Source organism: Bacillus sp. P4_D3, assembly GCF_056401855.1.
In genome coordinates, this window is the sequence record NZ_JBFUIN010000020.1 from 15,388 (window position 1) to 31,550 (window position 16,163).

13 protein-coding genes and 1 pseudogene are annotated in these 16,163 nt (G+C 34.4%); 8 read left to right on the forward strand and 6 right to left on the reverse strand.

Going from position 1 to position 16,163, the window contains the following annotated elements; translation table 11 throughout:
- Positions 1-6 precede the first annotated feature (6 nt).
- From AC1DTM_RS05960 to AC1DTM_RS05975, 4 genes and pseudogenes are all read right to left on the reverse strand, one after another.
- Entirely contained in the window at positions 7-2,790 is a 2,784-nt protein-coding gene (locus AC1DTM_RS05960) for a hypothetical protein (RefSeq protein WP_477000094.1), read from the reverse strand.
- Complete coding sequence (locus AC1DTM_RS05965) at positions 2,780-4,099, reverse strand: hypothetical protein (RefSeq protein WP_477000095.1); 1,320 nt, start codon at positions 4,097-4,099, stop codon at positions 2,780-2,782. Before AC1DTM_RS05965 ends, AC1DTM_RS05960 begins: the two co-directional genes overlap by 11 nt.
- A 170-nt stretch (positions 4,100-4,269) precedes the next feature.
- Positions 4,270-4,596 (reverse strand): annotated as a pseudogene (locus tag AC1DTM_RS05970) (DUF4931 domain-containing protein); the annotation flags it as partial.
- Positions 4,597-4,729: 133 nt separating this feature from the next.
- Complete coding sequence (locus tag AC1DTM_RS05975; RefSeq protein ID WP_002029408.1) at positions 4,730-4,858, reverse strand: hypothetical protein; 129 nt, start codon at positions 4,856-4,858, stop codon at positions 4,730-4,732.
- A gap of 420 nt (positions 4,859-5,278) precedes the next feature.
- On the opposite strand from AC1DTM_RS05975, the gene AC1DTM_RS05980 reads away from it, so the two are divergent.
- On the forward strand, positions 5,279-5,413 hold the full coding sequence (locus AC1DTM_RS05980; protein WP_000650295.1) for an RAxF-45 family protein: 135 nt from the start codon (positions 5,279-5,281) through the stop codon (positions 5,411-5,413).
- A gap of 124 nt (positions 5,414-5,537) precedes the next feature.
- Positions 5,538-7,424 (forward strand): ribosomal protection-like ABC-F family protein, encoded by a 1,887-nt coding sequence (gene abc-f / locus AC1DTM_RS05985; RefSeq protein ID WP_002124786.1) that lies wholly within the window; start codon positions 5,538-5,540, stop codon positions 7,422-7,424.
- A 439-nt stretch (positions 7,425-7,863) separates the two neighbouring features.
- Here the strand turns inward: abc-f and AC1DTM_RS05990 are convergent, their stop codons facing one another.
- Entirely contained in the window at positions 7,864-8,061 is a 198-nt protein-coding gene (locus AC1DTM_RS05990; RefSeq protein ID WP_000369259.1) for a hypothetical protein, read from the reverse strand.
- 234 nt (positions 8,062-8,295) lie between these two features.
- On the opposite strand from AC1DTM_RS05990, the gene AC1DTM_RS05995 reads away from it, so the two are divergent.
- The 6 genes from AC1DTM_RS05995 (at position 8,296) to AC1DTM_RS06020 (ending at position 15,920) form a co-directional block, all read left to right on the forward strand.
- Positions 8,296-9,999, forward strand: a complete 1,704-nt coding sequence (locus AC1DTM_RS05995; RefSeq protein ID WP_477000096.1) for an ABC transporter substrate-binding protein — start codon at positions 8,296-8,298, stop codon at positions 9,997-9,999.
- 243 nt (positions 10,000-10,242) lie between these two features.
- Positions 10,243-11,970, forward strand: coding sequence for an ABC transporter substrate-binding protein (locus AC1DTM_RS06000; protein WP_016103350.1), 1,728 nt, complete (start codon positions 10,243-10,245; stop codon positions 11,968-11,970).
- A gap of 104 nt (positions 11,971-12,074) precedes the next feature.
- Positions 12,075-13,031, forward strand: coding sequence for an ABC transporter permease (locus tag AC1DTM_RS06005; protein WP_016103351.1), 957 nt, complete (start codon positions 12,075-12,077; stop codon positions 13,029-13,031).
- Positions 13,032-13,043: 12 nt separating this feature from the next.
- The gene (gene opp4C / locus AC1DTM_RS06010; protein WP_002063509.1) at positions 13,044-13,967 is read left to right on the forward strand and encodes an oligopeptide ABC transporter permease; all 924 of its coding nucleotides are present in this window, start codon (positions 13,044-13,046) and stop codon (positions 13,965-13,967) included.
- 10 nt (positions 13,968-13,977) lie between these two features.
- Positions 13,978-14,958, forward strand: a complete 981-nt coding sequence (locus tag AC1DTM_RS06015; RefSeq protein WP_016103352.1) for an ABC transporter ATP-binding protein — start codon at positions 13,978-13,980, stop codon at positions 14,956-14,958.
- Positions 14,955-15,920 (forward strand): ABC transporter ATP-binding protein, encoded by a 966-nt coding sequence (locus AC1DTM_RS06020; RefSeq protein WP_016103353.1) that lies wholly within the window; start codon positions 14,955-14,957, stop codon positions 15,918-15,920. The genes AC1DTM_RS06015 and AC1DTM_RS06020 overlap by 4 nt, the downstream gene beginning before the upstream one ends.
- Before the next feature lie 52 nt (positions 15,921-15,972).
- On the opposite strand, the gene AC1DTM_RS06025 is transcribed toward AC1DTM_RS06020, so the two are convergent.
- A partial coding sequence (locus AC1DTM_RS06025; RefSeq protein ID WP_145924744.1) for an IS3 family transposase occupies positions 15,973-16,163 on the reverse strand: 191 nt, incomplete at its 5' end.

Genomic DNA, 16,163 nt, shown 5'->3' on the forward strand with positions numbered 1-16,163 from the left:
TCTTGATCACCTATTTAATTTTATTGTTACATATGATTGCATACTTGGAAGGCTTTTTACTTCTTTCCTAAGTTGTTGGATTCCCCCTTCAATAAATGTAGAAACAGTTTCTTCGCCGTATCTTTTGACAGCCAGTTGGATTTGATATAAGTCGGCATATAATAAATTAGAAAGTCTTGTTTTTTCTCCTTCAGTCCTTGCTTGAGAAAACTTAGTTTGAAATTCAATTACTTTTTTCTTAGCGCTTACTCCAATTTGTGAAAGAGCATATAAATTTGTAATTGCAGCAGGGCATTTGGAACAGATCTTCTCCTCAAAAGCACATTCCCGAAAGACACATTGGTATCCTTCTTCTTTTGCAATGTTTTGACCTAGTTTTACAAGGGTGTTTATTTCATTAAGTTTGACTGGGGAATAACTTAACAATATTTCTTTTACCTTTGTTTTATCCCTTGTAAGGGCATTAAGATAACCTGAAATTTGTTCGATTTTAATAACATCCCCAAATACCTCTTTTACTTCTAGCATCCGTTCGGTGCGCTCTAAACGGTCCTCTGGTGCCTTTCCAAGAACTAACTGTCCCAACAAGTCATAAGCGTATCCAAAATGTCCGATTTCAAATAATTGTTGTGTAAGGAAATCAATGTGTTCTTGTGGAACAAAAATATAAATATTTGTTGTTTCTTCATCTGTGTGACTTCGAATAAATTTAGTTATTTCTAAGGGGTTACGATTGGTTAATTTCTTAATTACATTGTACATATAAGAAATAAGGGTTCTATTCATTTTTAAAGATTCAAAACGGAATTCTTTGATTTCTAGTTCTTTAAAAAAGCATTTGTGATAACCTAGGGTCATCGTTTTATTTTCACTATCATAATTTATAAGTTCTTCTTTGTTTGGAGATAAACTTTGTTGTATTAACTCTGAAATTATGACTGCGTGAGCTAAAGGAACAGTTAATTCCCTGGAACAAATAAAGTTTCTTTTTTTTCCTGTTTTGGAATGGATAAATGTTTTTGCCTTTATTCTATTGACTATATATTCAGCGGTTTCAAAGGTAATCTTATTTTGCTCAAACCATTCCAATCCTGAGATATTCAACTCTGAAATATCAATCCTTGGGAATGTAGCGACATCGTGGTGCCGCCAAGCATTATTTAAATGTAACAAGACATAAAGCCAAGTCGATGCGTATCTTTTATAACTTTTTCCTTTAATTGCTTTTTTGGCATCTTCAATAGACTTAGATATATGAAGATTAATATTTCCCACATAATCCAATATCATTATATAATCGTCTATTGAATAGATTTCCTTTTCTTTAGGATCAGTAATATATTTATGGGGATTCTTAAGCCTAGAAAACTTGTAATCCACGCTTTGAACATTTTTTAATCTTATTTTTTCTACATCTTTCAAAAATTTATATATTTCTAGCCTATATGTACTTTCCACTTGGTTATTAAATACTGCCAAATTTAATTCGTGTTCGTTATACTGAAAAATTTCTTTATTGATTCCAATGTTTATTAAGAAATCTGTTATAGAAAAATATAAGGATATTACCTCCTTAATTGAGTTGACAGTTCTTTGTTTTTCCTTCAGTTTTTTACGAATATAAGAAAGTAAATACTTTTTGGTTTCTTTTAGATGTGGTGGAAATTCGATATTTTCAAATGTTAATAGTCTTTGATACCTTCGAAAAGGAGAATCATCTGAATTTAAAATGGCATTGCGTGTGTCTTTTACTATCTTTTTTTTGCCATAAGAGAGCACATCTTTTTTGTTATATAGTCCAACGTTTGAAAATGTTAAATTAATACCGTTCTTGTTAATCCGTATTAAATTAGGTACTTCTATTTTTTCAATACTATCTCGGTAGCTATAAAGATTAATTGTTTTACTTAAATCTAAAATATCGAGGGCTTCATTTCTTGTAATATAGTCTTTAGTTAATTTATCAAATAATCGTTCCTGTTCCTCCTTCAATTTAACGATATCAGAAGGCTTATAATAAATTCCATTTCCATAAACAATAGGTTGGACATTATATTCTTGAACCACTTTCTTAAACACTGTTATCCCTAGTTGAAGCTCTTTTGCGGCACGGCTAGTGTGATAGTATTGTTCTTTTATTTGGCGTAGAGACAAATACCTATCCAATTCATCTTTTTTTAAATAATGAAAGTCATTATTTTTAGCTATAAGTTTGTAAACTTGGCCTTCAAATCCAATTAAGAGGTTTGATAAATGTATTCCAGCTTGTTCACTAGCTTTTAAAATAGGGATATAATTTTTTTTGAAAGTTTTAAGAGTATCAGTAATAAAAAGTAATCCAGGATATTTATCTAGGTTTTCCTCTATGATCACCACTTCAAAACATCTCAATTGTTCCAATTCGAAAATATTCTTGTAATAGTTGTGTGAAATCCTACTTTTACTCTGATAACCTAAGAAACGTAATCCATCATCTAAAGAAAGGAGACGTTTACCTAATTCTTCTTTCATTGCTTGTTCTTCAAGATGAAATTTTGCTATATCAAATATATTGTAATATTTAAATCTATTTTTTTTATTTGTCCTTAATATTCCTTGATCCCCCAAGCGATTTAATTTATTTTTACTCATTGGATAATCCTTGTAATATGAGCTCTCTTTATATTCTTGAAAGGATAAGAATATATCCTTTAGTTCGGGAGGTGGTGTAATATTCTCTTCGTGACAACCTATTTGTATTAATATTTTCCTCATTGGTTGTGGCTCTGGTGAGTAATAATCAAACAACATTATTCTTTCTCCATTTCTTTGAAAGTGTTTCATCTATCTTTGATTCTTGTTTCTCATATGCTTCCCGAATGCGGTTTATCGCCTCTTCGCTTAAGCTTTGTGCGTTTAGTTCTTCAACATATTTAAGCATTGCCGTTAGGCTTTTATCGCCTCTCGCTATTGCTATATCAGGGATAGAAGAACCTATGTCTAATAAAAAATTAGTAAATACTCCTCTACAAATGTGCGTAGACCAATCTTTTGAGGTTAAATATTCGTAATCACTAATTCTTCCTTCTTCGCTTAATTGCTTTAAGAACAGAGCCTTAACCTTACTAAACTTTTCGTAATATCTTTTTCCAGAAATCGCATTCCCTGTTCGGCTTGAAACAAATAGTGCATCTTTATTCTTAATCAGTCTTCTTCTCTCCATAATTGCTAAGCGTTTCTTGTGGCGTAAATATACTGATGAAAGAACATCATTAACTAACAATGATTGTAAACGTGGGTTCTTTACTTGTTCGTGAGCTAAATTTCTTCTATGGCTAAACAACTCTTTTTGATTATCTTTAATTTTTAAAATAAACTTTTTGTTTCCAGCATCTTGTTCACTCCAATAATTTGGATAATCTATACTCTTTTTAGTTAAATTCACCACTTCTCCGTGTCTTAATCCTCCGAAGAATTGAAAACAAATCCCCAGTGCAATATCTGATTCAACAGTTTCAGCTATTCTAATGAATTTCATAGCAAGTTCGTATCTATGTTTTCCAAAATCGACTAATCTTTCAGGAATATCTTCATCTCTACCGGGATAAATAAATTCATCATAATCAGGGTTATCAAAAGGAGAGTTGTCCCCGTCCACAAATGGCTCGCTTGTTATCTGCTGGTCTCTTAGCCATCGATAAAAACTGGTAAGATAATTCTCTATTCTCGTAACATATCTGCTTCTTATCTTTCTTGGATCTTCTTGGTCAGTTCTAGCTCTGTTTGAAAGATAATGTATGTAATTGGCACCGTGCCTTAACTCTAATCCAAATAATCCCTTGTCTTTTAGTAGAATAAACCCAGGCTCTTCATTTTTTATTTGTTGGATAACGTAATTTAGGAACTTTGTTATTTCATATGCAGCATTTCTCTGACTACTTAATGATTTAGTTTTTCTTCTGTATGTAGCTTTAATGAAGTTGGTTACTGGAGATGGAATGATAAGGGGGATATTCTCTATTTCTATTCCTATGCCTATAACTCTGCGTTCGAATAATTCTCCCCCCGCATAGTCATATACAGGATATTCTTTTACTACAAATTTGTGGTTTAATTTCATACATTTCCTTTTCCCTTTCGTTATGTAATAATATTTAGCATTTATTGGTACATTAATATATTTTATCCAATTATATAATATCTGGATAAAAAAACAAACTCCTTGTTAAGAAGGAGTTTGTTTATGTTTTTAATGTATTTATATATATGTGTCCTAAATAGGTTATACAAATTTTTGTATAAAATCACAGAAGTGAATTCTTCATTTTCCTGTAAGTTTAACCAATGGAGAATAGAGAAGCGAATTAGTTTTCTCATATGTTCTTCTGTATATGTTGCGATATGGTCTTCGCAATTATCTGTTTCGATTAGCACGGTTTGAAAGGTATCCTTTAATGTAGGAAATTTATTTTTTAACCAAATAATAGAGCCCTCAGTTGCTAAAATATCCGTTAAATTTTCTCTGTCACAAAAAGGACATGCAGCGCTTCTGTTCCGAATGCTTTCTGGTTTTTGTTTACCGATATCGTTTAAAAAATATAGTTGTTGTGTATCCATTTGTATATGCCCCTTTAAAATATATGTAAAAATCCCGCTTAATACATTCGGGAAAAGGAGAAGGAAATCCTTTAAAGGGAATAGGGAAAAATAAAAGACAAGATATCCTCATTGCAATAGGGTACCTTGTCTTTTATTTTTTCTTTAATAGTGTGTATGGATAATATAGAGCATTTTCATTTTGTTTCTTTTTTCTATTTTTTATTGTGTATAAGGCAATTGCTGTACTTGCGATTACAATAATGGCTTTCTTCATATTCATATACCCCTTTTTATTGTTGGTTTAATTCTTGGCTAACTGCTTTCGCATCAACTAAAGCATGTAAGATCATTTTTACCATGTTCATCATAGTTCTTTCCTCCCTTTTATAGTTCGTTTAGTTCTTTTACAACTGCTTGTCCGTTCACTAATACCTCAAAGATTGCTTTTACGATTTCTTTCATCATGATTGTTTCCTCCTTGTTTTTGTCTCTCTTGTTTACATCTTTATTGTATAGGGAGGCATCTTTTCGTACTATCGCTTTCCATTACGTGAACATAACAGTTTTGTAAGATTTGATGTCACTTATTGAAATGTTTAGTCTATCTTCATTATTTTCAGAAAAATGACTATTCAAACATAAATCGGGGAAGTATAATAAAGAAGTAAGTATTAAATTCCGTACGAAAGGAGTGAATGAGATGAAATGTTCTTTAGCTACGCGCGCAAAATTTTTAGATTATATCTATATTTGTCGTGCGATTTTTCATGATGCAGTTGTTAACGGGATACGTATGCCCTTTTTTAACAATTGCATAGTAGCTATTGAACGATAGAAGTCTCTTCACCCATTTTTGATAAACGTGTGAAAAGGGAGCTATTTGGCTTCCTTTTTCTATGACAAAAACCATGGGGAATGTTTCTTTCCCATGGTTTTTTATATTGAAAGGAGTACGGAAAATGACAATTTGCAGTGTAAATAATGTAAAGAAATCTTTTGGTGGAAACATCATATTTGAAAATATATCGCTTGAAATAAAGAATGGAGAACGTATTGGATTAGTTGGTCGTAACGGTAGTGGGAAGACAACTATCTTTCAGCTTCTAACAGGAATGGAGAGTTTGGATGCAGGAGCCATTCATATGAAGAAAGGTACATGCATCGGTCATGTAGCACAAATTCCAAAATTTAATAATGAAATGAATGTATATGATGTATTAAGCTCCGCTTTTAAAAAGGAAAAAGAGTTGGAGATAGAAATGCATGCTTTAGAAAAAAATATGGCGGAAGAACAGGAATCATCTGCTTTACAAAAATTGATGGAGAGATACGGAGTAATTCAAGAAAGGTACGCGTTTCTCGGTGGTTATGAAATAGAAGCGAATATTATGAAGGTAGCAAATGGTCTACAGGTGACGGAACTATTTCCAAGATCATTTATGGAGTTAAGTGGTGGAGAACAAACAAAAGTAAGCCTTGCGTATATGCTATTGCAGAAACCAGATCTACTTTTGTTAGATGAACCAACAAATCATTTGGACTTATTTGCAGTCGAGTGGTTAGAGCAATTTCTAAAAGAATATACAGGAACAGTTATGGTCATTTCGCATGATCGCTATTTCCTTGATGAAGTTGTAACGAAAATTTTTGATTTAGAAGATGGAGAAATTCACGTATATCATACGAACTATTCACAGTTTGTTGAGGAAAAGGAAGAAAGGCTGCTTCAAGAATTTCAAGCGTATCAAGAACAGCAAAAGAAAATAAAGAAAATGAAAGAAGCAATTAAGCGTCTACGTGAATGGGCAAATCAAGCGAATCCGCCGAATGAAGGATTGCATAAGAGAGCCAGAAATATGGAACGTGCATTAGAGCGCATAGAGAAACTAAAGAGACCCATTTTGGATAGAAAACAGATGGGACTTCAGTTTGAAGGGCAAGAGAGAAGCGGGAAAGATGTTGTTGTAATGAAAGAAGTGAGTAAAGGATTTGATGAACGATCTTTATTCGAGAAAGTAAATTTGCATATTCGTTTTCAAGAGCGCGCAGCTATCGTTGGACGTAATGGTACAGGAAAGACTACGTTATTAAAACTATTACTAAAAGAAATGCAGCAAGATGCTGGAGAAATTCGGATTGGTAGTAGTGTGAAAATCGGTTATTTATCGCAACATGCGTACGGGAATATGAAGAACAATGTATTGGAAGCTTTCAGAGATTGCGTGGCTGTAACAGAGGGAGAAGCAAGACATATATTAGCTCGTTTCTTATTTTATGGTCCAGCTGTTTTTAAGAAAGTAACGCAACTTAGCGGTGGAGAAAAAATGAGGTTAAGGCTCGCGCAACTTATGTATCAAGATGTTAACTTTCTTATTTTAGATGAACCGACGAATCATCTTGATATTGAATCAAGGGAAGTTTTAGAGGAGGCCCTTGAACAATATAATGGGACGATTTTAGCTGTTTCACATGATCGTTATTTCTTAAATAAATTGTTTGAAAAGACATATTGGATTGATGAGCACAAATTATTTGAGTTTGCAGGGAACTATGCATGGGCTCGTCAAAAGTGGGAAGAAAGAATTGAGAAACAAGTAGTAAAACAGAAGCAGCAACAGCAAGGGAATAAAGCGTTAGAAGTAATGCCTATAAAAAAGAAGAAGTCTAGGGATTTAGAGGCAGTTGAAAACGAGTTAATGCATATAGAAGAAGATATATATGCACTCGAATGTAAAATGGAAAATGTAGTTGATGTTGAAATGCTTGAACAATTATATGAAGAAAAAACGAAAAAAGAGTTTTTACGAGCGGAGTTATATAATGAGTTAGAGAATATTGTGGAGTAAAGAGTAGAAAGCTAATTCCTTTCAGTTTTGCTGAAGGGATTAGCTTTCTTTTTTATAATAATATTTTACGTAAAGGATAAAGTGAAACTTTAATCAGTGGGGGGTGTTCATCCCCCACTGATTATTAGTTGAACCAATCGGGCGTTTACGGGCAGTTAATCCCCCATCTAACTTCTTTACTCCAGCCGAATTTTGAGGTGGGAGTTTTACTGCCCGTTAATGCGGGATAAATAAAAAATGTGTTTCACGTGAAACAGTAATTTTGATAAATCTTTGTTACGCAATTTGCATAGGTTGAGAAACATACGAAAGAAGGAAAATAAACGTTATTAGAAGTGTTTTTGATAAGAGTAATTACAAAAGTATTGGCTAATTATTTCCCAAGACATAAGTGTGTGTAATAGAGACTTGGGGATTGAAGATAAAAAAGAAAGCAGAGTTACAGCTTTACGCGCTGAACTCTGCTTTCTTTTTGTGTGGTATCTTCCCTCGTTGAAATTATAATAGCGATCCCGAGCATAATAAAAAAAGCTAAAAAGAGGACGAACTTTGGGAAGAAAGGGAATAGTAATAACGCCCCGACTATCATGATTGTTAATAATACATAGTGCAGGACATATTGGAATAGGTTGTCCATATTTTCGCCCCCTTCTTGGTAGTTAATTGTTATTATTCTATGCGGGACTATTAGGTAATAGAAGGTGTTTTTTATTTTTTAAAAGAAATCAATTAGCCAGGATTGACATAACTAGTGAAAAGGAATAATCTTGAAATTAATTCATACTATTTTTATGTGAAAAATAAGAATAGTTACAGAAAGGAGCTTTATGTTACTACTCAATTAGAAAATAGGAAAGTAAGGGTGAGAATTATGCGAAAGGTCTTTAAAGGGTTATTTGCTACGTTTCTTAGTACATCGGTTTTATTAGCAGGATGCGCTCAAGAAGAGACAAGTACAAATAAAGCAACAAAGATGCCAAAAGTGAAAGATGAATTTATTAAAGCGAGTGACAAAGTAAAAAGTCCAGCAAAGGCAAAGGAAAGAAAAGATACTTTTGTAATTGGAATGCCGAGCCCTGGCGGGATATTCCTTCCGCATTTCATGGAGAATGGATGGGATGGCAATATAACGCAAGCTATCTTTGCTCCTCTTGTTGGACTGGATAAGGAAGGAAAACCAATCCCGATTCTAGCGAAGAAGTGGGATATTTCGGAGGATCAGCTTACATATACGTTACATTTGAAAGATGATGTAAAGTTTAGTGATGGTTCGCCGTTAACAGCGGACGATGTAGCATTTACATTAACGTTACTACATGACCAGACATATAGCGGAGCAACTGATATAAGTCAAACAGCAATAAAGGGTGGGCAAGCATATAAAGAAGGAAAGGCTACATCTATTGAGGGGRTTCAAGTCATCGACCCGAAAACAATTACGATTACAACTGAAAAGGTAAATGCCCAAACATTATCATTAATTGGTGGAGAAGTTATATCAAAAGCTTATTACGGTAAAGAATATAAGCAAGGAAATTTAGAGTATTTAAAAGAGTTATACGGAAAACCGATGGGAGCAGGAGCTTATAAACTAGATAAATATATTCCAGGTCAAGAAGTTCGTTTTGTAGCAAATGAAAATTATTTTGAAGGTAAACCGAAGATTGAGCACTTTATTTATAAAATTACAAAAGGTGATACGAATTTGCAACAATTTCAAGCGGGAGAAGTAGATTATGATGGCTTCACGACAAATGCGGAAACGATTGAGCAATTAAAAGAGCTAGGTTTCGCTAATATTAATGTGTATACAGGAAGTTCTTACGGCTATATTAAAATGAATTATAAGAAGCCACACTTTAAAGATAAACGTGTRCGCCAAGCGTTTATTTAMGGATTAGAGCGCCAAAAAATAATTGATACGTATTTCCAAGGTTATGCTTCACTTGTTAATGTACCAATTACACCAGTTTCGTGGGCGTATACAGAAGAAGGAATCAATAAATACGAATATAATTTAGAAAAAGCGAAGAAATTGCTCGATGAAGCTGGCTGGAAAGCTGGGTCAGATGGTATTCGTGAAAAAGATGGCCAAAAATTGAAGGTAAGTTATTTTGCTTCTTCTGCAAGTAAAATCAATGATGTGATGATCCCCGTTATGAAAGAGGATTATAAAAAGATTGGGGTAGATTTCAACCCTGAATACATGGACTTTAATACGATGATTTCCAAGGTAATTAAAGGAAATTATGATTTAGCGATGGTCTCCACACCGATGATTGATGATCCGAGCGGAACAATTGAGGAGTTTGTTTCGACAAGTAAGCGTAATTATGATGGATATCATAATCCGAAAGTAGATGAATTAGCTAAGCAGGCATTAGAAACATTGGATATTGAAAAACGAAAAGAAATCTATAAAAAACTATATCAAGAGTTAAGTGAAGATCCACCTGTTATTTTCTTAAACAATAGTAAAGTCGTTTCTGCTCACAACGCACGAATTCAAGGATTACAAGAAGATAACTATAATGGTATATTGTTAAGTTTACCTAAATTGAATATTGCTCAATAATTTTTGGAGAACTCTCAAAATATTTATATAGAAATAATTGACAAAATATACTGAAAGATATAAGCTAATAACCATAAAGTCTACCGGAAAGGTCGGAATAAGATTGTTACCCCTCAAAAACATCTGTTTTTTTACGTTGAAAACCGACTTTTCCGATTGGCTATAAAATGTTGCTGTGGGAGGCATACATAAGGCAAGCAGTTCATAAGGTGTAATTATTAAAAAAAAGTTAGGGTGGGGACAATGAAGAAAAAGACAAAAAAATGGGCTGGTTTATTTTCAGTATTACTGAGTAGTTCGTTTGTGTTATCTGCTTGCGGGGGACAGGAGGATACGGCTTCTACAGAACCAGTTAAACAGCAAGATTTAAAAAATATAAAAATCGAAAAGATTGCTGCTACAGATAAGACGAAAGTGCCTGACAAAGCAAAAAGTCGAAAAGACACGTTAGTTGTTGGGATTAGTAAACCAGGTGGTGTCTTTTTACCATACTTCCAGCAAAATGGCTGGGATGGAAATGTAACTTCTGTTATTTTTGCATCTCTTGTATCGACAGATAAACAAGGAAAACCAACTCCAGAATTAGCTGAGAAGTGGGATGTTTCCTCTGATCAGTTAACATATACATTCCATTTACGTAAAGATTTAAAATTTAGTGATGGTTCACCGTTAACAGCGGATGATGTAGCGTTCACATTGACGCTTTTACATGATAAGGCATATGAGGGTGAAATGGATATTTCTCAATATGCTGTTAAAGGCGGAAAAGAATATAAAGAAGGTAAAGCAACTTCTATTGAAGGAATTCAAGTTGTTGATCCACAGACAATTAAAGTTACGACTGAAAAAGTTAATTCCCAGACACTAACTGCTTTAGGTGGCCCAGTGTTATCAAAAGCTTATTATGGAAAAGACTATAAACAAAATACAAGTTTAGATTATTTAAAAGGGTTATATGGAAAACCGATAGCTGCGGGCCCATATAAATTTGAAAAGTATATTCCTGGTCAAGAAGTTCGATTTGTAGCAAATGAAAATTATTATGCAGGTAAACCGAAAATTCCAAACTTCATTTATAAAATTACTGCTGGTGATACGAAGCTTCAATTATTCCAAACAGGTGAGGTTGACTACACTGGCCTAGGTACTGGTGATGAAGTTCTTGAACAAGCGAAAGGTTTACAATTCGCGAATATTCAAATCGAAACAGCAGCATCATTTAGTTATATTTATATGAATAATAATAAGCCGTACTTAAAGGATAAAAAGGTTCGCCAAGCACTTATTTATGGGTTAGATCGTCAAAAGTATGTTGATACAGCATTAAAAGGGTACGGTACAGTAGCTAGTGTACCAATCCATCCAACTTCTTGGGCTTATACGGAAGAAGGAGTTAATAAATATGAATACGATAAAGAAAAAGCGAAAAAATTATTAGATGAAGCAGGGTGGAAAGTTGGTTCGGATGGAATTCGTGAAAAAGATGGTCAAAAATTAAAGCTTTCTTATTTCGGCCCAAGTTCGGCTAAGGATAGTGATTTATTAATTCCAATTGCGAAAGAGAATTATAAAGAGATAGGTGTAGAATTTAATCCTGAATTTATGGACTTTAATACTATGCTGTCTAAGGTAAATAAAGGTGATTATGATTTAGCTTCTGTTTCGACACCGATTACAAGTGATCCAAGTGAAACAGCTGGTGAATATTTGTCTAGTGCAAATGAAATTAGCCTTGGTTACAAGAATGCAAAAGTAGATGAGTTAATTCAAAAAGGTATTGAAACGGTAGATATTGAAAAACGTAAACCAATCTATAAAGAGCTGTATAAAGAATTAAGTGATGACCCACCAGTCATTCTATTAAACTACCGTAGAACAATTACGGGTTATAACGGGAATATAAAAGGAATTGACCCTGAAAAATACAATAGTATTAGTGCAAACTTACCAGTATTATCATTTGAAAAATAACGATAAGAATGTATAAGTAGAAGGCATTTTTTCATCCGGCAATTAATAGTGCCGCTTTGAAAAAATGTTCTTCTATTTTAAGCATAAGATTGGAGAGAAAAAGGGTGAAAACATATATCATTCGTAGGTTGTTACAAATGATTCCTACATTGTTGGGTGCGTCAGTTATTATCTTTTTTTTGTTCGCGCTTCTTCCAGGTGACTATATTGATTCAAATCCAAAGATTACACCACAAAGAGCTGCGGAGCTTAGAGAGCTATATGGTTTAAATAAACCAATTGTTGAGCGATATTTCCACTGGCTAGGTAATGCATTGCAGGGGGATTTTGGTTTTTCTCTTCAATATCAAGAACCTGTAACATCATTGTTAAATAAATTCATATGGAATTCATTTATTGTTGCGGTTATTGCATTGTTCTTTATTTGGCTAATTGCACTTATTATCGGTGTATTTTCAGCAACAAAGCAACATTCCTTATTCGATAAGCTTGTAACAATTGGTGTTTTTGCAGCGATGTCATTTCCTTCATTCTTTATCGGTTTGTTTTTAATTAAAGTGTTCGCGGTTGATTTAAAGTTATTACCGATAGGCGGGATGATTGATGTTGGCAGTAATTCGACTGGACTTGCTTACGTAATAGAGGTTTCAAAGCATATGGTTTTACCGGTGTTTATTTTAACTCTCCTTGGAGTAGGCTCATTAACTCGCTATTTTAGAACGAGTATGTTAGAAGTTGTACGGCAAGATTATATTCGAACGGCTAGAGCAAAAGGTTTAAAGGAGAAGACTGTTATTTATAAACATGCATTAAAAAATGCAATTTTACCGGCTATTACATTGCTTGCATTTGAGTTACCAGGATTGTTTTCAGGGGCAATTATTATTGAACAAATTTTCAACTGGCCAGGTATCGGCAATATTCAATTAGAAGCGCTTAATTTCCGTGATTATACAGTATTAATGGCATTTACGATGTTTCTTTCTTGTTTAACAATTGTTTCAAACTTTTTAGCGGATGTTGTATATGCAGTTGTTGATCCACGTATTCGGTTGAAGTAAGGGGGGAAAGAGATGGAAACTGTTACAGCAATTACAGAGAAAAAAGCAAAAAAGAAAAGACGGAATGAATCATCACCGTGGAGGCAAGCTTTTAAAAGGATAAAGAAAAATAAGATGGCACTTATAGGGTTTTATGCATTAGTTTTTATGTTTTTATTTTGTTTTATCGGTCCATTCTTTTCACCGTATGCATCCGGAAAAATACAAGTTGCGCTAATTAACAAACCACCTAGTTTTTCTCATTGGCTTGGTACAGATCAATTAGGAAGGGATATTTTAACAAGGCTTATGCAAGCGGGGCGGATTTCATTAACAATTGGCTTAGCTTCAATGGTTTTATCAGTTATACTAGGAGCTTTATTAGGAGCTATTGCAGGTTTTTATCGTGGCATCGTCGACAATATTATAATGCGTCTTGCAGATATTTTAATGTCGATGCCAGGATTACCCTTACTTATTATAATGGGAGCTATTTTATCAGAATGGAAAGTACCATCTGACTATCGTCTTTATGTCATTATGATTATTTTAAGTTTAGTAGGTTGGCCAGGGCTTGCACGTCTCGTACGAGGTCAAATTTTATCGCTTCGAGAACAATCGTTCATGCAGGCTGCTGATGTGTTAGGAATAAAAGATTACCGCAAAATTGTATATCATTTAATCCCAAATGTTTTACCAATATTAATTGTTGTATCAACATTAGGTGTTGCGGGTTCTATATTAGGAGAGTCTGCACTAAGCTATTTAGGTCTTGGTGTCGTTCCACCTACACCATCGTGGGGGAATATGATTAGCGCAGCAAACTCATTAATTGATTTCCAAAAGCGTCCTTGGTTATGGATTCCACCCGGTTTTGCAATTTTTATAACAGTTGTATCAATCAATTTACTGGGCGATGCACTTCGTGATGCATTAGATCCAAAGATGAAGCGGTAGGTGAGGAAGCATGAGTAAAGCAGTAGTAGAGATAAAGGATTTACAAACACACTTTCAGACGGAAGAAGGGACAGTAAAGGCTGTTAATCATGTTAGCTTTTCAGTTCGGGAAGGTGAAACAGTTTGTGTAGTAGGCGAATCAGGTTGCGGGAAAAGTGTAACGGCCTTATCTATTATGGGACTTATTGCTGAATCTGGCGGCATCGTTGGTGGCGATATTCTTTATGAAGGAAAAAGCCTTTTAGGAATGAAAGAGAAAGAACTTCGTAGTTTAAGAGGAAATGATATTGCGATGATTTTCCAGGAACCGATGACATCGCTTAATCCAGTCTTCACTGTTGGAGAGCAAATTGTTGAGACGTTAAGAGAGCATGAACTACTTAGCAAAAACGAAGCATACAAAAAAGCAATTGAATTAATTCGTAAAGTTGGTATTGCTCGTGCTGATGAAATTGTCCATTCTTATCCGCATGAACTGAGCGGTGGAATGTTACAACGTATTATGATTGCTGTTGCACTTAGTTGTAATCCAAAGTTATTAATTGCAGATGAACCGACAACAGCTCTTGATGTTACGATTCAAGCGCAAATATTAGACTTATTAAGACAAGTAAAAGAGGAATTTAAAACGTCTATCTTATTAATTACACATGATCTAGGTGTTGTAGCGGAAATGGCCGATTACGTTGTTGTTATGTATGGTGGTAAAGTCATTGAAGAAGCTCCAGTAGTAGAGCTATTTCAAAATCCTAAACACCCATATACGAAAGGGTTGCTAAAATCAAAACCAGTAATGGGGAAACGAACAGATAAACTTTATTCTATTCCAGGGCAAGTTCCAAATTTAGTTGGCTTAGATGAATTTTGCTACTTTAGTGGTCGATGTGAACATTGCATGGAAATATGCAAAAATGAAGCGCCAAATCTTAATGTGCATGATGAGGATCATAAAGTAGCTTGTTGGTTATATGAGGAGCGTGCTGGGCAATGAGTGAACCATTATTAGAAGTGAAGAACTTAAAAACGTATTTTCCGATTAAGGGCGGCGTATTTAGTAGGACGATTGGACATGTGAAAGCGGTAGATGGGGTAAGCTTTACAATTGATAAAGGAGAAGTGTTTGGCCTTGTAGGAGAGTCTGGAAGTGGGAAAACGACGATAGGGAAAACAATTCTCCGTCTCGTTCAAAAAACAGAAGGTGAAGTGAAATTTAAAGGTCAAGATGTTCATGCTTTCTCAAAAGAGGAGCTGAGAAAGCATCGTCCTAATATGCAGCTCGTCTTTCAAGATCCATTTAGCTCATTAAATCCAAGAATGAGAATTGGAGAAGCGCTTGGTGAGCCAATGTTGGCTCATGGGCTAGCGACGAAAGAAAATGTCCGTGAAAAGGTGATAGAAGTATTGGAGTTATGTGGTTTAGCGCCGTATCATATTGACCGGTACCCTCATGAGTTTTCTGGTGGGCAACGTCAGCGTATCGTTATTGCAAGGGCAATGGTATTAGATCCAGAATTTATTGTGGCTGATGAGCCTGTCGCGGCGCTAGATGTATCTATTCAAGCGCAAATCATTAATTTGTTTAGTGAATTACAGGAGAAGAAGGGACTATCCTATTTATTCATTTCACATGATTTAAGTGTTGTAGAGCACTTATGTACGAAAATTGGAATTATGTATTTAGGAACGATTGTGGAAACAGCGCCGCGTGATGAGCTATTTGCAAATCCGCTTCATCCATATACAAAAGCATTATTATCAGCAGTACCAATACCTGATCCAACGGTTAAGCGGGAACGGATTATTCTAGAGGGGGATATTCCAAGTCCTGCAAATCCGCCATCAGGTTGCCGTTTTCATACACGCTGTCCGTTTGCTACAGATGTTTGTAAAACGAATGTACCAGAATTCCGTAATGTGGGCGAAGATCATTTTGTTGCTTGTCACCATGTGTAAAAAAAGGACTCTTTCTGGTCTTATCCCTGTCAAGTAGACAATATTAAAAAGACTAAGCAGCCATCGAGATTCGATATTCTATCGGAGCTCGGTGGTTGAGTCGTTTTTGGAACCGTTTATAGTTATAAAAATAAATATACTCTTCAATTGCTTGTATTAAATCTGCTTCTGTTTTAAAATGATTCAAATACAACATTTCCGATTTAAAATGGGAGAAAAATGACTCAATACAGGCATTATCAT